Source organism: Streptomyces asiaticus, from assembly GCF_018138715.1.
Classification (GTDB): Bacteria; Actinomycetota; Actinomycetes; order Streptomycetales; family Streptomycetaceae; genus Streptomyces; species Streptomyces asiaticus.
In genome coordinates, this window is sequence record NZ_JAGSHX010000001.1 from 653,428 (window position 1) to 674,131 (window position 20,704).

18 protein-coding genes are annotated in these 20,704 nt (G+C 71.8%); 10 read left to right on the forward strand and 8 right to left on the reverse strand.

Annotated features, from left to right (window positions below; genetic code table 11):
* Positions 1-12 precede the first annotated feature (12 nt).
* Positions 13-1,215, forward strand: coding sequence for a Gfo/Idh/MocA family protein (locus tag KHP12_RS02460; RefSeq protein WP_086881972.1), 1,203 nt, complete (start codon positions 13-15; stop codon positions 1,213-1,215).
* Between the two features lie 35 nt (positions 1,216-1,250).
* Here the strand turns inward: KHP12_RS02460 and KHP12_RS02465 are convergent, their stop codons facing one another.
* Both KHP12_RS02465 and KHP12_RS02470 read right to left on the reverse strand, forming a co-directional pair.
* A complete protein-coding gene (locus KHP12_RS02465) occupies positions 1,251-1,964 on the reverse strand; it encodes a GntR family transcriptional regulator (protein ID WP_086881971.1) in 714 nt (237 codons plus the stop codon).
* A gap of 129 nt (positions 1,965-2,093) precedes the next feature.
* On the reverse strand, positions 2,094-3,467 hold the full coding sequence (locus KHP12_RS02470) for an aminopeptidase P family protein (protein WP_211831332.1): 1,374 nt from the start codon (positions 3,465-3,467) through the stop codon (positions 2,094-2,096).
* Positions 3,468-3,673: 206 nt separating this feature from the next.
* On the opposite strand from KHP12_RS02470, the gene KHP12_RS02475 reads away from it, so the two are divergent.
* Complete coding sequence (locus KHP12_RS02475) at positions 3,674-6,025, forward strand: collagenase (RefSeq protein ID WP_308036078.1); 2,352 nt, start codon at positions 3,674-3,676, stop codon at positions 6,023-6,025.
* 76 nt (positions 6,026-6,101) lie between these two features.
* Here the strand turns inward: KHP12_RS02475 and KHP12_RS02480 are convergent, their stop codons facing one another.
* The 4 genes from KHP12_RS02480 to KHP12_RS02495 form a co-directional block, all read right to left on the reverse strand.
* The gene (locus KHP12_RS02480) at positions 6,102-6,740 is read right to left on the reverse strand and encodes an Rv1733c family protein (RefSeq protein ID WP_086881968.1); all 639 of its coding nucleotides are present in this window, start codon (positions 6,738-6,740) and stop codon (positions 6,102-6,104) included.
* An 85-nt stretch (positions 6,741-6,825) separates the two neighbouring features.
* Complete coding sequence (locus tag KHP12_RS02485) at positions 6,826-7,644, reverse strand: rod shape-determining protein (protein ID WP_086881967.1); 819 nt, start codon at positions 7,642-7,644, stop codon at positions 6,826-6,828.
* Entirely contained in the window at positions 7,641-8,009 is a 369-nt protein-coding gene (locus KHP12_RS02490; protein ID WP_086881966.1) for a TraR/DksA family transcriptional regulator, read from the reverse strand. Before KHP12_RS02490 ends, KHP12_RS02485 begins: the two co-directional genes overlap by 4 nt.
* Before the next feature lie 49 nt (positions 8,010-8,058).
* A complete protein-coding gene (locus KHP12_RS02495; protein WP_138910283.1) occupies positions 8,059-8,388 on the reverse strand; it encodes a TraR/DksA family transcriptional regulator in 330 nt (109 codons plus the stop codon).
* Between the two features lie 379 nt (positions 8,389-8,767).
* Between KHP12_RS02495 and KHP12_RS02500 the strand changes: the two genes are divergently transcribed.
* The 3 genes from KHP12_RS02500 (at position 8,768) to secD (ending at position 13,325) form a co-directional block, all read left to right on the forward strand.
* Positions 8,768-9,730 carry a HAMP domain-containing sensor histidine kinase gene (locus tag KHP12_RS02500; RefSeq protein WP_167442508.1) on the forward strand — a complete coding sequence of 321 codons (963 nt, stop codon included), beginning with the start codon at positions 8,768-8,770 and terminating at the stop codon, positions 9,728-9,730.
* A 2-nt stretch (positions 9,731-9,732) separates the two neighbouring features.
* The gene (locus tag KHP12_RS02505) at positions 9,733-10,452 is read left to right on the forward strand and encodes a response regulator (protein ID WP_211831333.1); all 720 of its coding nucleotides are present in this window, start codon (positions 9,733-9,735) and stop codon (positions 10,450-10,452) included.
* A gap of 611 nt (positions 10,453-11,063) precedes the next feature.
* Complete coding sequence (gene secD / locus KHP12_RS02510) at positions 11,064-13,325, forward strand: protein translocase subunit SecD (RefSeq protein WP_167442763.1); 2,262 nt, start codon at positions 11,064-11,066, stop codon at positions 13,323-13,325.
* On the opposite strand, the gene KHP12_RS02515 is transcribed toward secD, so the two are convergent.
* Positions 13,294-13,866 carry a TetR/AcrR family transcriptional regulator gene (locus KHP12_RS02515; RefSeq protein ID WP_086885662.1) on the reverse strand — a complete coding sequence of 191 codons (573 nt, stop codon included), beginning with the start codon at positions 13,864-13,866 and terminating at the stop codon, positions 13,294-13,296. The two genes, secD and KHP12_RS02515, sit on opposite strands and share 32 nt — an antisense overlap.
* 142 nt (positions 13,867-14,008) lie before the next feature.
* On the opposite strand from KHP12_RS02515, the gene KHP12_RS02520 reads away from it, so the two are divergent.
* A complete protein-coding gene (locus tag KHP12_RS02520; RefSeq protein ID WP_086885661.1) occupies positions 14,009-14,746 on the forward strand; it encodes an SDR family oxidoreductase in 738 nt (245 codons plus the stop codon).
* 52 nt (positions 14,747-14,798) lie between these two features.
* On the opposite strand, the gene pdxA is transcribed toward KHP12_RS02520, so the two are convergent.
* A complete protein-coding gene (gene pdxA / locus KHP12_RS02525) occupies positions 14,799-15,812 on the reverse strand; it encodes a 4-hydroxythreonine-4-phosphate dehydrogenase PdxA (protein ID WP_211831334.1) in 1,014 nt (337 codons plus the stop codon).
* Between the two features lie 589 nt (positions 15,813-16,401).
* Here pdxA and KHP12_RS02530 point away from each other — a divergent pair.
* From KHP12_RS02530 to KHP12_RS02545, 4 genes are all read left to right on the forward strand, one after another.
* Positions 16,402-17,382 (forward strand): aldo/keto reductase, encoded by a 981-nt coding sequence (locus KHP12_RS02530; RefSeq protein WP_037961253.1) that lies wholly within the window; start codon positions 16,402-16,404, stop codon positions 17,380-17,382.
* 39 nt (positions 17,383-17,421) lie between these two features.
* Positions 17,422-18,207 (forward strand): HpcH/HpaI aldolase family protein, encoded by a 786-nt coding sequence (locus tag KHP12_RS02535; protein ID WP_086886155.1) that lies wholly within the window; start codon positions 17,422-17,424, stop codon positions 18,205-18,207.
* Positions 18,207-19,160 carry a phosphoglycerate dehydrogenase gene (locus tag KHP12_RS02540; protein WP_211831335.1) on the forward strand — a complete coding sequence of 318 codons (954 nt, stop codon included), beginning with the start codon at positions 18,207-18,209 and terminating at the stop codon, positions 19,158-19,160. Before KHP12_RS02535 ends, KHP12_RS02540 begins: the two co-directional genes overlap by 1 nt.
* A 98-nt stretch (positions 19,161-19,258) precedes the next feature.
* Positions 19,259-20,686, forward strand: coding sequence for an Nramp family divalent metal transporter (locus KHP12_RS02545; protein ID WP_211831336.1), 1,428 nt, complete (start codon positions 19,259-19,261; stop codon positions 20,684-20,686).
* The last annotated feature ends 18 nt before the right edge of the window (positions 20,687-20,704 follow it).

Below are 20,704 nucleotides of genomic sequence, written 5' to 3' on the forward strand. Positions count from 1 at the left end.
AGGCATTGCCGCATGACGTTCTCCCTCGGCATCGTCGGCGCCGGGCAGTTCTCCGGCCAGTTCGCCAAGCTGTTCCTCGCCCACCCGGGCGTCGGCGACGTCCACGTCACCGATCTGCTGCCCGAGCGGGCCGAGCAACTGGCCGCCGCGGAAGGACTGTCGGGTACCTTCCCCTCGTACGAGGCGATGCTGGAGTCGAAGGCGGTCGACGCGGTGGCCGTCTTCACCCAGCGCTGGACACACGGCCCGCTCGTGCTCCAGGGCCTGAACGCCGGAAAACACGTGTACTCGGCGGTGCCGATGGCGATCAGCCGCGAGGAGATAGCGGCGATCATCGAGGCCGTACGCGCCACCGGTCTGACGTACATGATGGGTGAGACGAGCCAGTACAACCCGGCGACCGTGCACGCCCGCGACCAGATCGCCGACGGCGCCTTCGGCCGCCTCTTCTATGCCGAGGGCGACTACGTACACGACATGGACCTCGGCTTCTACGAGGCCTATCAGTACAGCGGCGGAGAGAACTGGAAGGCGACCGCCAGCTATCCGCCGCTGCTCTACCCGACGCACTCCGTCGGCGGGGTCCTCGGCGCCTGGCAGACGCACGCGGTGAGTGTGTCGGCGATCGGAGTGAAGGACGATCGCGGGGACGGTGTCTTCGACCAGGAGATCAGCCAGTTCGGGAACGACATCTCCAACGCCACCGCGCTGTTCGAGGTGGCCGGTGGCGGCTCGTTCCGTACGAACGAGTTCCGGCGGGTCGGCTATCCCTCGCACATCCGCGAATCGCGCTTCCGGTTCTTCGGGACGGACGCGAGCATGGAACAGCTCGCCACGGTGAGCTTCTGGCAGGACAAGAAGGGGGTCAAGGACATCACGGAGCTGCTCGAGCCCAAGCCGACGCTGGCTCCCGACGACCCGTCACTCGAGCACATCGCGCCCGCCCTGCGTGCCGCCTTCACTTCCGGTTCCGCGCCCGTGCACGACCGGTCGCGGCTGCCCCGGGAGTTCGATCACCTGCACAACGGGCACGAGGGCAGCCACCACTTCCTGGTGGACGACTTCGTGACCGCGGTCAACACCCGCACACTGCCCTCCGTGAACGCCTGGGTCGCGGCCCGCTACACCCTGCCGGGCATCGTGGCGCACGAGTCCGCGCGGCAGGGCGGAGTCCGGTTGGAGATCGCCGACTTCGGGGACGCGCCCGAGAGCTGAGCGGCCGTGGACCGGCTGCCCCTCGGGGCAGCCGGTCAGGTGCCCAGCCTTCTCCTGGGTATGCGCTCGGCGGGCTCCTGCCCCTGCGCGCCCTTGGCCCACAGCGAGCGCACATGGCCGAGGTGGCGGGCCATGCATGTCTCGGCGCCCGTCACATCACCCGCGACCATCAGGTCGAGGAGCTCGATGTGCTCTTCGGCGGACGGGATCAGCTGGTCGCGCTCGTCCAGTGTGGTCAGTCCGTACAGGCGTGAGCGTTTGCGCAGGTCGCCGACGGTTTCGACGAGCCGGTCGTTTCCGGCGAGCGCGAGCAGGGAGAGATGGAACTGACGATCGGCCTCCAGATAGCCGATGAGGTCGTGCTCGCGCGCGGCGCGCACGATGTCTTCCGCCACCGGGCGCAGCGCCTCCAGGTCCTCGCGGGCGGCACCGCGGGTGATCCGGCCGATCATGGGGACTTCGATCAGGGCGCGGATCTCGGTGTACTGGTCGAGGTCGCGTTCATTGACCTCGGTGACGCGGAAGCCCTTGTTGCGTACGGGTTCGACGAGGCCCTCGCGGGCCAGGTCGAGCATCGCCTCGCGCACCGGCGTCGCGGAGATGCCGAAGTCCTCGGCCAGGCCGGGCGCCGAGTAGACCTCGCCGGGGCGCAGTTCGCCGGAGATCAGCGCGGCGCGCAGGGCGTGGGCCACCTGGTCGCGCAGCCGCTCCCTGGTGGTGATGAGATTGCGCTGCTTGAGGTGGCCCATGACGGTTGGTGTTCCCTTCGTGCCCCGTGCCTGCACGGCCGAGAGGATCACCAGAGTACAATGTCATGTTGTTCTCACGGGCGTCGTTCTCGTGGGTGCCCGAGCGCGGATGCGGCCACCGCCACCGATTCAGCGGCTCTCGATCAGTTCCCCCATCCACGCCTCGATCGCGTCCGGGGTGCGCGGCAGGGCGCCCGACATCAGCCGTGCTCCTCCGGCGGTGATGACCAGGTCGTCCTCGATGCGTACCCCGATGCCCCGCAGTTCGTCCGGGAGCGTCTCGTCGTCGGGCTGGAGGTAGAGGCCGGGCTCGACCGTCAGCACCTGGCCCTCCGCCAGCACCCCGTCCAGATAGGTCTCCGCGCGTGCCTGCGCGCAGTCGTGGACGTCGAGCCCGAGCATATGTCCGCTGCTGCACAGGGTGTAGCGACGGTGGAAGTCGCCCTCGGGGCTTTTGAGCACACCCCATTCCGTGAGCCCTTCCGCGATCACGCGCATCGCGGCCCGGTGGAAGTCACGGAAGCTCGCGCCCGGCCTGAGCGCGGCGATACCCGCGTCCTGGGCGGCGAGCACGAGGTCGTACACCTGCCGCTGCACGGGGGAGTACCGCCCGGAGAGCGGGAGGGTGCGCGTGATGTCGGCGGTGTGGAGGCTGTCCGTCTCCACGCCCGCGTCCAGCAGCAGCAACCGCCGTGCGTCCAGCGGCCCGTCGTTCCGTATCCAGTGCAGAACGCAGGCGTGGGCACCGGACGCCACGATGGTCTCGTAACCGGTGCCGTTGCCCTCCGCGCGGGCGCGCAGGCCGAAGACGCCCTCGATCCAGCGCTCGCCGCGTGGATGGGCGAGGGCGCGCGGCAGGGCGCGTACCACGTCTTCGAAGCCGGCGACCGTGTGGTCCACGGCGAGCTGTAGCTGCCCCACTTCCCAGGCATCCTTGATCAGTCTCAACTCGCTCAAGGCGGCGGACAGTTCGGCGTCGACCGTGGCGTCCCGGCCCGGCGGCGGCTCCGCCCGGTCGCCGATGACGGCACAGCGGATGCCGGTCATGCGCGCGGTCTCGTCGAGGTCGGGGCGCCGGCCGACCCAGAACTCGCCGTAGCGCCGGTCCCGGTAGAAACCGCCATCGGTGCGCGGCGAACGGGGCCGCACATACAGGACCGCCTCATGCCGGTGGGGCCCGTCCGGCTCCAGGACCAGGACATGCCCGGCCTGCTCCTCGCCGGTCAGACCGGTGAGCCAGGCGTACGCGCTGTACGGCCGGAAGCGGTGGTCGCAGTCGTTCGAGCGGACCTTCAGCTCGCCCGCGGGGATGACCAGCCGCTCGCCCGGGAAGCGGGCGGACAGCCGGGCGCGGCGAGCGGGGGTGAAGTCGGCGGCGGCCGACCGGATGTCCGCGGGCAGCGGGGTCGGCGCCCAGCCACCCGCCATGAAGGCCTCGAACTCCGGTGAGACGGGCAGGTCATGGCCGGCCGTCCGAGGTGCGCCGGTCAGGGGATCGTGCATCGGTCCTCCTTGATCCGTACGTTGACAGGCCCAAGCTCTCCGCGGTCCGTCGCGTCGAGGGCCTTGCGCCCTGTGCAATTTCACATTATTACGTTACGCATCACATGGCACCACGCGCTCTCATGTGCAGCCCCGCACAGGGCAATTCAGGCCCTGAGGCACCGCTGCCCCGTAGTCCTTGCCACCTGCCCCCACAGGAGCCAACGGTGTTCCAGTCGAGAAACCCGCGCGGATCCACGCGCGGAAGTCTGCTCACGGCCTTAGTGGCGGTGACGCTCTGCGTGACGGCGGCCCCGTCCGGTCACGCGGCCGCCCCCGCTCCCGCGCGGCCTTCGGCGTTACGGACGGCCGCCTCGTCCGACCCCTTCGACAGGGTCGACCGTCTGGCCAAGGCCCCGGGCCGGGCACGGAAGGCCCCGGCCCCCGGCGGCCTCACCGGTGGCGGTGTCCCCGGAGCCCGAACGCCCGAGCCGAAGAGCCGGGGCGGCGCCGTCACACCGCACGCCACACTCGGCACGGCATCCGTGCCCTGCACGCTCGACGGCGTCACGGGCCTGCCGCCGGAGCGGTTCGCCGACTTCCTGGCCGACCCCGCCGTCACCGCCGACGGCTGTCTGCGCTCGATCCTCTGGACCTGGGACCAGCGACTCGTCCCCGTCATGTCGGACCAGCATGTCCAGGCCGTCTCCCGCCGCATCACCCAACTCGCCGCCTCCCACGACGGCAGGGACGGCAGCCATCTGCTGGAGATGTTCACCTACCTGCACGCGGTGGCGTACCAGGACTTCTCGCACGACGAGATCGACATCACCGACGCGCCGACCGTCAACGCCATGCGCGGGGCTGTGGACGCCTTCGGCTCGGCCGCCCGTACCTTCGACGTCACCCGCCCCAACGCCGAGACCCTGCGTGAAGCGCTCGACGCGGCCTCCGCCCCCGGTCTGCGTCAGTACCAACTGCCCCTGATCAAGCGGGTTCTGGCCACCATGGACGCCCAGCACCCCCAAACCGCCCAGGACACCTCCTGGGCCGGTGCCGCCCTCGCGGCGCTCACCGTGAACTACCTCGGCGTGAATCCCGGCAACAAGGACGCCGCCTTCCACGCCGCGGTGACGGCCGACCCCTCGTACCGGGCGGCCTTCAGCTCCTTCGCCGGCCACACCCACCTCAAGGACGGGCCCAACGCCTGGGTGATACGCGACGCACTCAGCGAGTACGGCCGCTTCGGCCAGATCCAAGGGCTGCGCGACGAGATCGTCTCCGGCCTCGGCACCCTCCTGGACACCACCGCCCGCAACTTCGGGGACAGCAGCGCGCCCTGGGCCAAGGTCGCCACCTGGCTGGGGGTCTTCGAAGCCTGCGCCCCGTACCACGTGTGCAAGGGCGACATCGAGAGGCGTCTCTTCCCGTACACGTACGTCTACGGCACCGAAGGCACCGACGGCATTCAGGTCCGCACCGCCCTCGACCGGAACACCGTCGACCAGCTCTACTACGCGAGCAAGCAGGTCAAGGCGCAGTTCCACCGTGTCCTCGGCACGGACACGCCCCTCGCGGACGACACCAACACCACGCTGCACATCGTCCTGTACGGCTCCCGCGCCGACTACGAGAACTTCCACCCGCTCCTCACCGGCATGGACACCAACAACGGCGGCGTCTACATCGAGAAGGGGGCGACCTTCTACACCTACCAGCGTCGCGTCCCGCAGGACTCCTCACTGACCCTGGAGGAGCTGTTCCGCCACGAGTACACCCACTACCTCAACGGTCGCTGGGCGGTGCCCGGCAGCTTCGGCGAAGGTCCCTGGTACGAGGGTGACCGGACCACCGCGATGGACGAGGGCACTGCCGAGTTCTTCGACGGCGCCACCCGCGACGACGGCATCCGGGTCCGCAAGTCCCTGGTGCAGGGGATCATCGACGACACGGCCGGCGGCGGACCGCGGATGACCGTGAACCAGCTCCTGCACGCGACGTACGACGGCGACGGCTTCCGCTTCTACGACTACGCGGGCACCTTCTTCGAGTTCCTGTGGATCGAACACCCCTCCCTCTTGCGGGAGATGTACCGCGATCTGCGCTCCGACGATCCGGCGGCCTTCGACGCCTGGCGCGACCGGCTCGGCAGGGACGCGGGCCTGCAGAGCGCGTACGACCGCTTCCTCGACCAACAGATCGCCCACGTAGCCGACTTGTACGTGCCCCACACCACCTACACGCCTCTGGGCGAGCTCCGTGACACCTCGGCCGACCAGATCCGCTCCTCCTTCACCGCGATGACCGCGTCCGACCCGAACTGCCGTGCCACCGGCGCGGCGGAGCGGCCCCGGTTCGTCTGCACCGGCCGGATCACCGCGAACCTCACCGATGCCGGCAACGCGGACACGGTCTTCAAGGACATGTCCGGGACGGTCGACTACTTCCTCCTCGACCGCGCGGCGGGCGGCGACAACAACCTGACCGACATGAACTGCTCGTTCGGCGAGGTGGACATCTGGTCCAACCAGCGGGCGGGCACATCGGACTACACCTGTGAGGGTCCCCTCCGCGGCTGATGTGTCACCGGCGTCGAGGCCGCGCTCCTGGCTCATCGCTTCCTGAGCCGGGGGCGCGGCCGCTGTCGGCCGCGGCTCAGGGGGATGTCGTCCAGCGTGGCGCGGTCTCGGCCCACTCGGTGTCCCACTCGGCGAGATTGCGCCGGCGCAGGACCACGGTGGCGCAGCGGTAGGCGGCGGCACCGGCCAGGAGCACGGTCAGGAAGGCGACAAGACCCCAGCCCATGGTGCGGCTGCGGATCTGTGCGGCGGTCATGGGCGGCTCGGCGATCGCTCCGTCCGCGTCGACCCAGACGTGGACGGAGCTGCCCGCCTTCAGCCCGGGCAGGACGCCGGTCTCCGCGGTGCGGGTCCGTCCGCTCGGGTCGGTGAAGCGGACCGTGGCCGGGTAGCGGTTCTCCCTCGCCTCCGCCGATCCGGGCTCCGGGTGATCCGGGGCGTCGTGGGTGAGGACGGCGGTGGTGAGGCGCAGGCTCTGTCGCTGGTGCTCGGCGGCCGCGCGGTAGTGGCGGTGGGCGGCGTCACCGACGGCGAGCGTGGCGGCGAGCCCCAGGACCGGCACCAGCAGCAACAACGCCAGTGCGATCCGGGTCTGGAGGCGGTCGGTGCACCGGTACAGCGGATTGTGCCGCTGGCGCCACAGCGACAGGGGATGTACGAGCTCGTGGTGCGGGGGATCGGGAGGCGGCTGCGCGGGGGGTATCTCGCCGGACACGGTGGTTCTCCTTCCAGGATCGGGGGATGGCGTACCGGAGACCCCGGCCGGTGGGTCGGCGGGGTCGATGGGAGAGCGGTCCAGGTCAGGGCGGGGACGTGCCACTGGTCGACGGATGTCCGCGCGCGGCCTGAAGGATCTTGGCGGCGCCGCGGATCGCCGCGGTGTGTGGTGCCGGAACCGCCCGCAGCGGCGCGTGGGTGCCGCCGATGAGCCGGCGAGTGAGGTCGGGGCGCAGGGCGCCGCCGCCGGCCAGGAGGGCTCCCCGGGTCAGGGCCTCGGCGGTGAGGGACGTGCGGTCCTGCCGGAGCATTGAGGTGATCATGGTCGTGATCGCTTCGCTGATCTCCGCCGTGGCGCCGGCACCGGCGAGGTCGGCGGTGCCCAGGGCGGTGCGGCGGGCGTCGAAGACCAGGCCGTCGAGGAGGAGGACCACTTCGGTGAGGTGGGCGCCGACGTCCACCACGAGCAGCGGCAGGGAGAGGTCGGCGCCCACGGCCAGGGCGATGGCGCGTGCGGTGGGGACCGTCAGGACCGCGCGCGGGCGCAGCACCTCCACGGCGGTGCGGGCCCGTTCCCGGTAGGCGGGGCCGTCCAGCACGGGCGCGGTGACCACCACCAGCGGGCGGGTGAGGCGGGGCAGGCGATGGCTGAGCAGCCGGTCGAGCATCCGGGCCGTTCCGGGGACGTCGACGATGGCACCGCGCTGGATCGGGTACACCGCCCCGGCACCGGGGAAGGTGATGGTGGGTACGTCGAGGATCATGCCGCGGCCGGCGAGCCAGGCGCGGGTGCGGGCGCTGCCCAGGTCGAGGGCGAGGCCGCAGCAGTGCCGGCACGACGGCCAGGGCCGGTGCCGGTGCCCGGCGGGGGAGTCGGACCGGAAGCGGCGGAGGACGGTCATCGTCCGGCCTCCCGCACCTGCTGGCACCGCGCGCAGTAGCGGGCCTGCGGAACGATCATCAGGCGTTCGCGTTCGACGGGGCGGCGGCACAGGTGGCAGCTGCCGTAGCGGCCCTCGGCGATGCGTCGCAGCGCCGCCTCCACGTCGGCGAGGACCATGCGCGCGGAGGCGGCGACTTTGACGTGCACTTCGGCCTGTGCCGCGGAGCGGCGCCGGAGCAGGTCCTCGGCGCGGGGCGCCGCGGCGATCTGCCGCAGCTGTTCCTGGCGGAAGAGGCGCTGTTCGTGAAGGTTCTCCCGCAGCGCGGCAAGGTCCTCGGGCGACAGGTGCGCGGCCGGGTTGTCGATGGTCTGGTGGTTCACCACTTCACCCCTTTGCGCAGGGCGGAGACGAAGACGGGTCGGATGGGGCGGATCAGGCGGTGGCGCGGCCCTGGCAGGCGACGCAGTAGCGGGTGTAGGGGAGGATCTCCAGGCGTTCGGCGGGGACGGGCTTGGCGCAGCCCTGGCAGGTGCCGTAGGCGCCGTCGTCGATACGGGCGAACGCCTCGTCGATCTCGGTGAGGACCCGCTGGATCGCCTCCGTCTGCGCGGACACCAGATGGGCGTCCGTGCTCTGGGCGCTCTCGTCGAGGGCGCGCAGCTGAGCCAGGCGGCTGTTGCGGGCGTGTTCCAGGCGCTGGCGGGCCTCATGAGAGGTCAGCCGCCCGGGGCGGGGGCCGGTCTGGGCGGTGTCGAGCGGCACGGGTGTGGTCCTTTCGCGAAAAGCGCGCTGAGCGCGGCAGCGGCCGCCCGGTGCCGCCGGCCGCGGTCTCCACGACCGCGAGCACTGGCCGTACCGGACGGCTCGATCTTCTTCGACTCTGCTCGACTCGGCGTCGGAAGCCCATCGGGCGCGGACCCCATTTGCCCGGGGCAGCGGTGACCACGGGGCGATGGCGGGGCACGGCGCATGGGTACCCGATGACCCCGGATATGGGGAACGGACCCCATCGACCCCGCGCGGTGGGGGAGGCAGGCTGGGTCGGGCTCGGTCGTGATCAGTCGCGGCGGCTCAGTCCGGGGGAGCGATGAGCGACAGTAGAGCTGATCACACTCGGAGCGCAGGAGGAGGAGTTTCCCCGGTGTCGCTGTTCTGGCGGATCTTCGGGCTCAACGCCCTGGTGCTGGGCACCGCCACGGCGCTGCTGCTGTGGGCGCCGGTGACCGTCTCCGTGCCGGTGGTGCTGACCGAGGCGATCATCCTGATCGGCGGTCTCGCCGTCATGCTGGTCGCCAACGGCACCCTGCTGCGCTGGGGCCTGGCCCCGCTGGACCGGCTGACCAGGCTGATGACCACCGTCGACCTGCTGCGCCCGGGCCAGCGGCTGCCCGTGCCCGGCGCCGGCGGCGGCAGCGAGGTGTCCGAGCTGATCCGTACCTTCAACGCCATGCTCGACCGGCTGGAGCACGAACGTGCCACGTCCAGCGCCCGGGTGCTGCTGGCCCAGGAGGCGGAACGCCGCCGTATCGCCCAGGAGCTGCACGACGAGGTCGGACAGAGCATGACCGCGATCCTGCTGGTGCTGGGGCGCACCGCGGACGACGTCCCGGAGCCGCTGCGCGAGGACCTCCAGCAGGCCCAGGAGATCACCCGGGAGAGTCTGGACGAGGTCCGCCGCCTGGTGCGCCGCCTGCGGCCCGGCGTCCTGGACGACCTGGGCCTGGTCAGCGCACTGACCTCGCTCACCCAGGACTTCGCCACCCACACCGGGCTGCGTGTCGTACGCCGCCTCGACGCCGACCTGCCCGCCCTCGACCAGGAGAGCGAGCTCGTGTTGTACCGGGTGGCTCAGGAGAGCCTGACCAACGCGGCGCGCCACGCGGACGCGCGGCAGGTCGAGGTGAGCCTGCGCCGCGTCGGCGAGGCGGTGGCGCTGGAGATCGCCGACGACGGCCGCGGCATCGAGGCCGCCTGCGAGGGCGCCGGGATCCGCGGCATGCGCGAACGGGCCCTGCTCGCCGGAGCCACCCTGGACATCACCTCGACGCCCGGCACCGGCACCCGGATCCGCCTCATCACCCCCGCCCCCAGGAAGCAGCTCTGACCATGCCCGATCCGACCCCGCCCGGACCCACCACGGCCTCGACGGCGTCTCCCACGAACTCTCCCGCGAACGCGACGCCGATCCGCATCCTGCTCGCCGACGACCACGCTCTGGTACGCCGCGGCGTACGCCTGATCCTCGACCGGGAACCCGACCTGGAGGTCGTCGCCGAGGCCGGGGACGGCGCCGAGGCCATCGAGGCGGCCCGGAGCCAGGAGATCGACCTGGCGGTGCTCGACCTCGCCATGCCACGCCTGACCGGCCTCCAGGCCACCCGCGAGCTGGTGGCGCTCAAACCGGGCCTGCGCATCCTGATGCTGACGATGCACGACAACGAGCAGTACCTGTTCCAGGCGCTCAAGGCCGGGGCCTGTGGCTATGTGCTGAAGTCGGTCGCCGACCGCGATCTGGTCGCCGCCTGCCGGGCCGCGATGCGCAACGAGCCGTTCCTCTACCCCGGCGCGGTCACCGCCCTCATCCGCAACTACCTGGACCGCGTCCGCCACGGCGAGGAAGACCCCGACCAGTTCCTCACCCCTCGTGAGGAGGAGGTCCTCAAACTCGTCGCCGAAGGGCACTCCTCCAAGGAGATCGCCGAGATCCTGTTCATCAGCGTCAAGACCGTGCACCGCCACCGGGCCAACCTCCTGCACAAACTCGGTCTGCACGACCGGCTGGAGCTGACCCGCTACGCCATCCGCGCCGGTCTCATCGAACCCTGACGCCCGCCCCGCCCCCGACCATGCGTCCAGCGCCCCGCACCACCCCGACCGCCGGTCATCGGCTCGCGGGAACGCTCATCGCGCTCCTCGCCGTCCTGCTGGCGCTGGTTCCCGCAGATACCCCGCGCGCCGCATCCGGTCCGGTGCCCCATCCGGCCTCGGTGCCCCATCCGGCCTCAGTGGCCAATCCGGCCCCGGCGGCCACGGGCGCCGAGCGCCCGGACCCCGGTCCCCGCGCGGATGACCCGTGCGCCGCCGGCTGCGCGGCCCAGGCCAGGGTCCGCCACGACCACCTCGGTGAGCGCCCGTGCCCACCGGATCCCCACGCCACCGACCCCCGCGATACGGATGCCGACCCGGCTGTCGGTACCCGTACTTCAGCGCCTTCCGCACACGCCCCCGTCTCGCCCGGCCGATCGGCCCACGACCGCGGCCGGGCCCCTCCGGCGCCCGCAGGTACCTGACGCCACCCATCACCCTTTCCTCCGTCGCGGCCGCGTGCGCCGCTGCCGCGACGTGCCTGCCGGAGGCTCGTGTTGAAACGCCGCAACGACGTATCGAAACGCCGCAACAAGTGGAACAAGCGGAATAAACGGAACAAGTCCCTGCGCGTGCGGGCGCTGCTCGCCCTCGCCGTGATCGCCGGATCGCTGGCCATCGCCCTCACCACGCCGGTCCGCCTCGGACTCGATCTGCGCGGCGGCACCCAGCTCATGCTGGAAACCCGCTCCACCCCCACCACCGAAGCCGACGCCGCGGCCACCGACCGCACCGTGGAGGTGCTGCGCGGCCGCATCGACGCGCTCGGCGTCGCCGAACCGACCCTCGTCCGCTCCGGCGACCACCGCATCCTCGTCGAGCTGCCCGGCGTGTCTGACCCGAAGAAGGCCGCCGATGTGCTGGGCCGCACCGCGCAGCTCACCGTCCACGCGGTCCTCGGCCCCGCCGGGACCGGTGACGGCGCCACCTCCCCGCCGGCCGATCCGGCCGAGGAGCGCGTGCTGCCGGACGATTCCGGACAGCCCCTGCGGCTGCGGGCCGCCGAGCTGACCGGACGGGACGTCGAAGGCGCCGACGCCCGCTTCGACCAGCAGGGCGGTGCCGGCTGGCATGTCACGGTCGACTTCTCCAAGACCGGTCAGGACCGATGGCGGCAGGTCACCGCGCGGGCCGCCTGTCACCCGGCCGGCGACCCGCAGCGGCGGATCGCCATCGTCCTCGACAACAAGATCATCTCCTCGCCGCAGGTCGACCCCTCCGTACCGTGCGGGACCGGCATCCCGGGCGGCACCACCCAGATCACCGGCTCCTTCGACGACACCGAAGCCCGCGAACTGGCCCTGCTGATCTCCGGCGGCGCCCTGCCCGTACCGGTCGAGACCGTCGAACAGCGCACCGTCGGCGCGACGCTCGGCGACGCGGCGATCGAGGCCGCGGCCTGGGCCGCCGTCATCGGCACCGCGCTGACCGCGCTGTTCATCATCGCCGCCTACCGGCTCCTGGGCCTGCTCGCGACCGTGGCCCTGGCCTGCTACGGCCTCATCTCCTACGCCGCCCTGGCCGCGCTCGGCGCCACATTGACCCTGCCGGGCCTCGCCGGGTTCGTCCTGGCGATCGGTATGGCCGTGGACGCCAACGTCCTGGTCTTCGAACGGGCCCGCGAGGAGTACGCGGCCCGCAGCCGCCCAAGCCCCCGCTCGGCGCTGACGGCCGGGTTCCGCGGTGCCCTCAGCGCGATCGCCGACTCCAACATCACGACGCTGATCGCCGCGGGCCTCATGTTCGCCTTCGCCTCCGGCCCGGTACGCGGCTTCGGCATCACCCTCGCCATCGGCGTCCTCGCCTCGATGGTCAGCGCCCTGGTGATCAGCCGGGTGCTCGCCGAGTACGCGGCGGGCCGCCCCGCGGTCCGCCGTCGGCCCCGTATCACCGGCATCGCGAGCACCGGCTGGGTCCGCGACCGGCTGCTGCGCCGCGACCCGTTCCTGATGCGCCGTCCGCGCCGCTGGCTGGCCGCCTCCGCCGCGCTCGCCGTCGTGGCCGCGTCGGGCATCCTCGTCCGCGGCCTGGACTTCGGCATCGAGTTCACCGGCGGCCGGCTGATCGAGTACGCCACCAGCGCCCCCGTCGACCCCGACCGGGCCCGTACCGCCCTCACCGACGCCGGGTTCCCCCGCGCGGTCGTGCAGTCCTCCGGCGACACCGGGCTCACCGTGCGCGCCGAGAACCTGACCAACACCGACGAGGCCACCGTCACCGAAACCATCGGCGCACTCGGCGGCGAGACGAGGAAGATCCGCGACGAGCTGATCGGCCCCAGCATGGGCGACGAGCTCCGCCGCAACGCCCTCATCGCGCTCTCCCTCGCACTCGGCGCCCAACTGCTGTATCTCGCAGTCCGCTTCCGCTGGTTCTTCGGGACGGCGGCCGTCGCCGCGCTCGCCCACGACGTGGTGATCCTCATCGGTGCCTTCGCCTGGCTCGGCAAGCCCATCGACGGGGTCTTCCTGGCCGCCCTGCTGACCGTCATCGGCTACTCGGTCAACGACTCCGTCGTCCTCTTCGACCGCGTCCGCGAACTGCTCGGCCGCGACCGCGCCACACCGCTTCCCCGCCTGACGAACCAGGCGATCCTCCAGACCCTGCCCCGTACCGTCAACACCGGCATGGGTGCGGCATTCATCCTCACCGCCCTCGCCGTCCTCGCCGACGACACCCTCGCCGACTTCGCCCTCGCCCTGCTCATCGGCCTGGCGGTCGGCACCTACTCCTCCGTCTTCACCGCCGCCTCACTCACCATCGAGCTTCACCCGCACCGCAAGCCCCTCGACAGGGCCACCGTCACGAACGGGCCTTCAGGCCGTCCAGGGTGAGGTCGAGCAGGCGCTCGGCCCGTTCCCGGTGTTCCGGTTCGGCCGAAGTGAGGGCGATGCCTTCGAGGGCGGCGCCCATGTCGGTGGGGCTGATGTCGGTGCGAATCGCCCCGGCGGCTGTGCAGGCGTCCAGCAGGGTGGTGATGGCGGCCTGGATCATGTCCCGGCTGTGGCCGTAGGGGTTGTTTCCCGTGGCGGCGATGGCGCGCAGGGCGTCGGCCATGCCGAATTTCGCGGTGACGTAGTCCAGGAAGAGACGTGTCCAGGCGCGCAGGGCCTCGTAGGGCGGCTGCTCGGCGAGCAGATCGGGGACGGCGTCGCACAGCTGGGCCACCTCGTTGCGGTAGACCGCCTCGATCAGGGCCTCGCGGGTGGCGAAGTTCCGGTACAGCGTCGCGCTGCCCACGCCCGCCTCCTTGGCGATGCGCTCCAGGTGCGCGTCCAGCCCCTCCTCGGCGAACATGCGCACCGCGGCCGTGAGGATCTTGTCTCTGTTGCGCCGTGCGTCAGCTCGCAACGGGCGTGGTGCACTGCCGGTCATCAGCGGTTGCCATGTCCTCTCCGGTCTTCTTCGCCTTGCTAACCGGAGGCGTCCCCATTTAGGCTCGGGTAACTGGGGGCGCCCCCAGTTCCACTGTAGGTCATGGTCTGACCTGCGCACATCTCCCTGGAGGACGTTGGCCATGTCAGGCATCGAAGGCAAGGTCGTGGCGATCACGGGTGCCAGCAGCGGCATCGGGGCGGCGACGGCGGCCTACCTGGCCGAGAAGGGTGCCCGGCTCGTGCTCGGGGCCCGGCGGGAGGATCGGCTGCACGCGGTAGTGGACCAGATCACGGCGCGGGGTGGCTCGGCCGTCGGGGCCGTCATCGACGTGACGCGCCGCGAGGACCTCGAGCGGCTGACGGATGTGGCGGTCGACCGGTTCGGCCGGCTCGATGTCCTGGTCTCCAACGCCGGCACGATGGCGGTGTCGCCGTTCGACGAACTGCGCCAGGACGACTGGGACGCGATGGTCGCGACGCACATCACCGGCCTGCTGAACGGTATCGGGGCGGCACTTCCCGTCTTCCGGCGGCAGCGCTCCGGCCAGTTCGTCAACATCGCCTCCACCGCGGCCTATGTCGTGAAATCCCCGCAGGCCGTCTACGCCGCCACCAAGACGGCGGTGAAGGTGCTGACCGAGGGGCTGCGGCAGGAGTCGGGACCCGATCTGCGCGTCACCCTCGTCTCACCCGGATTCACCAATACCGAGGGCGTGGGCAAGGGGGCGAGTCCCGAGGCAGCGGCGGCGGCAGCCCGGCAGCGCGACGAGATCGCCATCCCGCCCTCCGCCATCGCGTCCGCGATCGGTTACGCGATCGAGCAGCCCGCCGGCATCGACATCAGCGAGGTCGTCGTCCGGCCCACCGTGCAAGCCTGACAACCGGGGGAGACAACCACGTCTGACCCGTCCCCCTGCCGGAGGCGGCGGTTCAGGCTGCCGGGGTGACCGGCACCGTGGCCATCTCGGCCGCCTGGCGCAGCGCCTCGACCATGCTGCCCGCCTCCGCCGTGCCCGTTCCGGCGATGTCGAAGGCGGTGCCGTGGTCGACGGAGGTGCGGATGACGGGCAGGCCCACGGTGAGGTTGACACCCGCCTCGATGCCCAGGACCTTGACCGGGCCGTGGCCCTGGTCGTGGTACATCGCCACGATCAGGTCGTAGTCGCCGCGTGAGGCGAGGAAGAAGGCGGTGTCGGCGGGGAGCGGACCCCGGGCGTCGACGCCGTCGGCGCGCAGCTTCTCCAGGGCCGGGGCGATCTTCTCGGCCTCCTCGCCGTAGCCGAACAGGCCGTTCTCGCCCGCGTGCGGGTTGATGCCGCAGACGCCGATCACGGGGTTCGGGGTGCCGGCGCGGACCATCGCCTCGTGGCCGCGGCGCACGGTGCGCTCGACGAGGCCGGGCTCGATGCGGTGGACGGCGTCGATCAGGCCGATGTGCGTGGTGACGTGGATGACCTTCACCTTCTCGGTGGAGAGCATCATCGAGACCTCCTCGGTCCCGGTCAGATGGGCGAGGAGTTCGGTGTGGCCGGGGTAGAGATGGCCCGCGGCGTGCAGGGCCTCCTTGTTGAGCGGTGCGGTGCAGATGGCGTGCACCTCGCCGGCCACTGCGAGCTCGGCGGCGCGCTCGATGTAGGCGTACGCGGCGCCCCCCGCGACCGTCGACAGCTTGCCCCAGGGCAGATCGGCGGGGAGCAGGCCGAGGTCGAGCACGTTGACGCGGCCGGGTGTGAACTCCGCGTCGCGCGGGTGGTCGACGGTGGCGATCTCGCAGTCCAGGCCGAGGACGCGGGCTGCCTCGCGCAGCCGCCGGGCGTCACCGATGACGACGGGGCGGCAGCGGGGCAGGACGGCGTCGTCGAGCAGGGCCGCGACGACGACCTCGGGGCCGATACCGGCACCGTCGCCCATGGTGACGGCGATGAGGGGGAGGGGGGTGGGCATGAGAGCAACTCCTAGGCGGGAGGCGGGAGGCGGGAGGCGGGGGCGGACGGTGGGAGAGGCGGACGGCGACGGGTTCGGGTGGCGGCCGTGGAGGCAGCCGGACGGGGCCGCGGCGCGACAGCGGTGCGCGGCGGCGAGTACCCGGCACCGTCGATGGACAACACGGTCGGGCCCAGTGAGGATCATGGCATAGGCTGCGTGAACTGCGCGATACATCTTGCGTGATTTACGCAACCGTGCGAGCGTTCCCATGGCGCCGACGGCCATCACCCATGGACCGTGTCGCCGTCGTGGGCGCGACGCGGACCGGCTGACCCAGCGGATCGCATCGCACCACACTCGGCCGCCGCGCGGTGTGTCGCCCGAAACCGCCGCGGCGACCGGTCGGGGCCACGGAGCCGCATGGTGCCATGCGCGCGATGCGCACATCACGCATGTGATCGCCTATGAGCACGACCGCGCCACCCGCCTCACTCGCACCACGCACCATCGGCACCACGCACCACCTCCGCACCACGCACCACCCCCGCACCACGCACCATCGGCACCACCCGCACCACGCACCACCCGCCTCGGAAGGAACCCGCCCGTGACCGTCGGCCTCGCACTCCCGCATGTGCCCGTCCCGTTGTCCCCTCTCGTCCTCGGGACGATGACCTTCGGCGACACCGCCGACCGCGCGACGGCCGCCGCGATGGTGGACGCCGCGCTCGACGCGGGCATCACCGGCGTGGACACCGCCAACGGCTACGCGGGCGGCGAGAGCGAGCGCATCCTCGCCGAGCTGCTGCCCGGCCGCCGCGACCGGGTGGTCCTCGCCACCAAGGCCGGTATCCCGCACCCCGACCAGGGCGAGCACGCGCCGCTCTCCCCCGAGGGGCTGCGCGCCGCGCTCGACGGGAGCCTCAAGCGTCTGGGCACCGACCACGTCGACCTGTTCTATCTGCACCAGCCGGACCGCCGGACACCGCTCTCCGCGACCCTGGCGACCGTCGCCGAGTTCGTACGGGCGGGCAAGGTCCTCGCCCTCGGCGTCTCCAACTTCGCCGCCTGGCAGATCGCCGAGCTGAACCGGGTGGCCGACGAGGTCGGCGCACCTCGTCCGGTCGTCGCCCAGCAGCTCCACAACCTCCTCGCGCGCCGCATCGAGGAGGAGTACGTGGAATTCGCCGCCAGTACCGGACTGCGCACGGTGGTCTACAACCCGCTCGGCGGCGGCCTGCTCACCGGCCGCCACCGCTTCGATCAGGTTCCGGAGGGCGGGCGCTTCGGCGACTCCAAGGTGGCCGCGATGTACCGCGAGCGGTACTGGAACGAGGAGGTGTTCCAGGCCGTCACCGACCTCGCCCGCATCGCCTCCGAGGCGGGGCTGCCGCTGACCGACCTGGCCCTGCGCTGGCTGCTGTCCCGGCCCTCCACCGACGCGCTGCTGCTCGGCGGCTCCAAGGCCGAACACCTGAAGGCCAACATCGCCGCCGCGTCCGCGGGCCCGCTGCCCGCGGACGTCCTGACCGCCTGCGACGAGGTCGGCGCCCGGCTGCGCGGCCCGATGCCCGCCTACAACCGCTGACCCCGCCGCCCACCTCGCAACGTCGCAAGGGAGACACCCATGGCCACCGGCCGCACCTCCGCCCAGTTCATCGCCGCACTGCGCAATCGCGAGCAGCTCATCGGCTACTGGTCCCTGCTCGACTCGCCGATCGCCGCCGAGCGCCTCGCCCGCGTCGGCTACGACTATCTGGCCTTCGACGCCCAGCACGGCCTCTTCGGCTACCAGGGCATGCTGCACAACCTCCTCGCCACCGACACCAAGGGCAGCACCGCCGTCGGCGTGGTGCGCGTCGAGGCCAATGACCTCACCTACATCGGCAAGGCGCTCGACGCGGGGGCGAGCGCCGTGATCGTCCCGATGATCGACAACGCTCAGGACGCCGCCGACGCCGTGGCCGCCGTCCGCTACCCGCCGCTGGGCCGCCGCTCGTACGGCCCGATGCGCGCCCAGCTCCGCATCGGCCCGAACCCGGCCGACGCGCACGACCAGACCGCCGTCCTCGCGATGATCGAGACCGCCGACGGACTGGCCAACGTCGAGGAGATCTGCCGGACCCCCGGCCTGGACGGCGTCTACATCGGCCCGTCCGATCTGCGCCTGGCCATCGGCGGCGCGACGTCCACCGACCCCGCCGTACAGGAGGAGTTCGAGCAGGCCCTCGTCCGCGTCCGCATGGCGGCCGAGGCGGTGGGCATCGCGGCCGGCATTCACAACGCCGACGGCGAGAGCGCCGCCCGTCGCCTCGCCGAGGGCTTCACGTTCGCGACGGTGGCGTCCGACGTCGTGCACCTCCAGCAGATCGCGACGTCCCACCTCCGGGCGGCGCGCGGCGAGGCCCGCTGATGCCGACCACACTCATCACGACACCCACCTTCGCCCGGCATTCGGCGCGGCCCTGGCAGATCCTGGAGGAGGCCGGAGCGGGTCCCCTGCGCCCCCGCGAGGACACCGCGCTGCCCACCGCCGAACTCCTGTCGCACGCGGCCGAAGCGGATGCGCTGATCGTCGGCATGGACCCGATCACCGCCGAGGTGATGGACGCCGCGCCCCGCCTCAAGGTGATCGCCAAGCACGGTGTCGGCGTCGACACCATCGACGTGGCCGCCGCGCACGCGCGCGCGATCCCGGTGGTGTGCGCGCCGGGCAGCAACTCGCGTGCGGTGGCGGAGTACACCTTCGGCCTGCTGCTGTCCGCGGCCCGCTCGCTGACCGCCTCGCACACCGCGGTGGCGGCGGGCGGCTGGCCGAAGCTGTTCGGCCCCGAGCTGCACGGCAAGACGCTGGGCATCGTCGGCTTCGGCCGCATCGGCCGCCTGCTGGCCGGCTACGCGCGCGCCTTCGGGATGGAGCTGCTCGCCCACGACCCGTACGTCCCCGAGGCCGACGTCCGCGCGCACGGCGCCGAACCGGCCGCGCTCGACGCCCTGCTGGAGCGCGCCGACGCCGTCAGCCTGCACACTCCGCCCGACCCGTCCGGCACCCCGCTGCTCGACCGCGCCCGCCTGGCGGCGATGAAGCCGGGCGCGATCCTGGTCAACGCCGCGCGCGGCGGCCTCGTCGACGAACGCGCGCTCGCCGACCTGCTCGGCTCCGGGCACATCGGGGCCGCGGCCCTCGACGCGTTCGGCACCGAGCCGCTGCCCGCCGACCACCCGCTGCGCGAGGCCCCGCGCACCGTGCTCACCTCCCACATGGCCGCCTGCACCCCGGAGGCCAACCAGGCCATGGGCGCGATGGTGGCCGAGGACGTCGTCCGCGTACTGGCGGGTGGGGAGCCGCGCCACCCGGTGCGTTGAGACACCACGGCACACGGCACCACGACACGCCCCCACACCGCCCCTGTCCCCATTCCGGATACCGGCGACGGCGCCGGAAGATCCTCTAAGGACCCGCTATGTCCACCACGACCGACGGCGCCACGGCGGCGCCGCCACCCGCGCAGGCCGACCCGTACGCGCTGCGCGCCGAAGACGCCCGCTCGGCCCCCGAGACCTTCCGCGGCCGACTGCGCCATCTCGGCCCCGGGCTCGTGCTGTCCGCCGCCGTCGTCGGCTCCGGTGAGCTGATCACCACCACCTCGCTCGGTGCGAAGGCCGGGTTCGCCCTGCTGTGGCTGGTGATCGTCTCGACCGCGGTCAAGGTGTGGGTGCAGATGGAGCTGGCCCGCTGGACGATCCTCAACGGCCGCCCCGCGCTCGACGGGTTCCGCGACGTCGGCCCCCGGATCGGCCGGCTGAGCTGGATCAACTGGCTCTGGATCGGCATGGACTTCGCCAAGATGTTCCAGCGCGGCGGCATCATCGGCGGCACCGCGGCCGCCTGCTCGATCCTGCTGCCGATCCACGGCGGGTCGCTGAGCACATCGTCGCTGACGATCTGGGCGATCATCGTGACCGGCGCCGCCATCCTCATCCTCCAGACGGGCAAGTACCCCGTGGTCGAGCGGGTCGAGGTCGTCGGCATCACCCTCAAGACCATCATCACCTTCGGCCTGGCCCTCGCCCTGCCGTTCACCGCCTTCGGATACGGCCCCGAGCAGTTCGCCGACGGGCTGAGCTTCCAGATTCCCGCGGGCACGGTCGGCATCGCGCTCGCCATGTTCGGCATCACCGGCGTCGGCGCCGACGAGATGACGACGTACACCTACTGGTGTCTGGAGAAGGGCTACGCCCGCTGGACCGGCCCCGACGACGGCAGCGAGCAGCGCGCCCGGCGGGCCGAGGGCTGGCTCAAGGTCATGCGGCTCGACGTGGCCGTCTCCTGGGTCGTGTGCACCATCTGCACCCTGTCCTTCTACGTGATCGGTGCCTCGGTGCTCCATCCGCAGGGCCTGGTGCCCGAGGGCAACGAGATGATCACCACGCTGTCGCACATCTACACCGACACGCTCGGCCCCTGGGCGGAGTACCTGTTCCTGGCCGGTGCGATCGCCGTCCTCTTCTCGGTCACCGTCGCCTCGTCGGCCAGCGTTCCCCGCCTGTGGACCAACACCCTCGGGCTGCTCGGCGTGGTCGACTGGCACGACATGCGCATCCGCGCGCGCACCATCCGCATCCTCACCTGCTGTCTGCCTCCGGTGTGGATGTGCATCTTCCTGTGGGTGCAGTCGCCGGTCCTGATGGTGCAGATCGGCGGCATCGGCGGTGGCATCTTCCTGCTCGCGGTCGTGGTCGCGGTCTGGCGCCTGCGCTACACCGGTGTCCCGCCCCGCTTCCGCGCCAACCCCTGGCTGACCGCCGCCCTCGTCCTGAGCAGTGTGGCGATCGCCTTCCTCGGGGTGTACGGAGTGCTCGACACCCTCGAGCTCACGCCCGGCAGCTGAACCGGCGGCGGGACGCGC

Bases quoted from the DNA above. Each gene is read 5' to 3' on its own strand.
- KHP12_RS02545 (WP_211831336.1), top strand. From the start codon at position 19,259: ATGTCCACCACGACCGACGGCGCCACGGCGGCGCCGCCACCCGCGCAG.
- KHP12_RS02540 (WP_211831335.1), top strand. From the start codon at position 18,207: ATGCCGACCACACTCATCACGACACCCACCTTCGCCCGGCATTCGGCG.
- pdxA (WP_211831334.1), bottom strand. From the start codon at position 15,812: ATGCCCACCCCCCTCCCCCTCATCGCCGTCACCATGGGCGACGGTGCC.
- KHP12_RS02465 (WP_086881971.1), bottom strand. From the start codon at position 1,964: ATGGGCCACCTCAAGCAGCGCAATCTCATCACCACCAGGGAGCGGCTG.
- KHP12_RS02485 (WP_086881967.1), bottom strand. From the start codon at position 7,644: ATGACCGTCCTCCGCCGCTTCCGGTCCGACTCCCCCGCCGGGCACCGG.
- KHP12_RS02535 (WP_086886155.1), top strand. From the start codon at position 17,422: ATGGCCACCGGCCGCACCTCCGCCCAGTTCATCGCCGCACTGCGCAAT.
- KHP12_RS02460 (WP_086881972.1), top strand. From the start codon at position 13: ATGACGTTCTCCCTCGGCATCGTCGGCGCCGGGCAGTTCTCCGGCCAG.
- KHP12_RS02520 (WP_086885661.1), top strand. From the start codon at position 14,009: ATGTCAGGCATCGAAGGCAAGGTCGTGGCGATCACGGGTGCCAGCAGC.
- KHP12_RS02515 (WP_086885662.1), bottom strand. From the start codon at position 13,866: ATGACCGGCAGTGCACCACGCCCGTTGCGAGCTGACGCACGGCGCAAC.
- KHP12_RS02505 (WP_211831333.1), top strand. From the start codon at position 9,733: ATGCCCGATCCGACCCCGCCCGGACCCACCACGGCCTCGACGGCGTCT.
- KHP12_RS02470 (WP_211831332.1), bottom strand. From the start codon at position 3,467: ATGCACGATCCCCTGACCGGCGCACCTCGGACGGCCGGCCATGACCTG.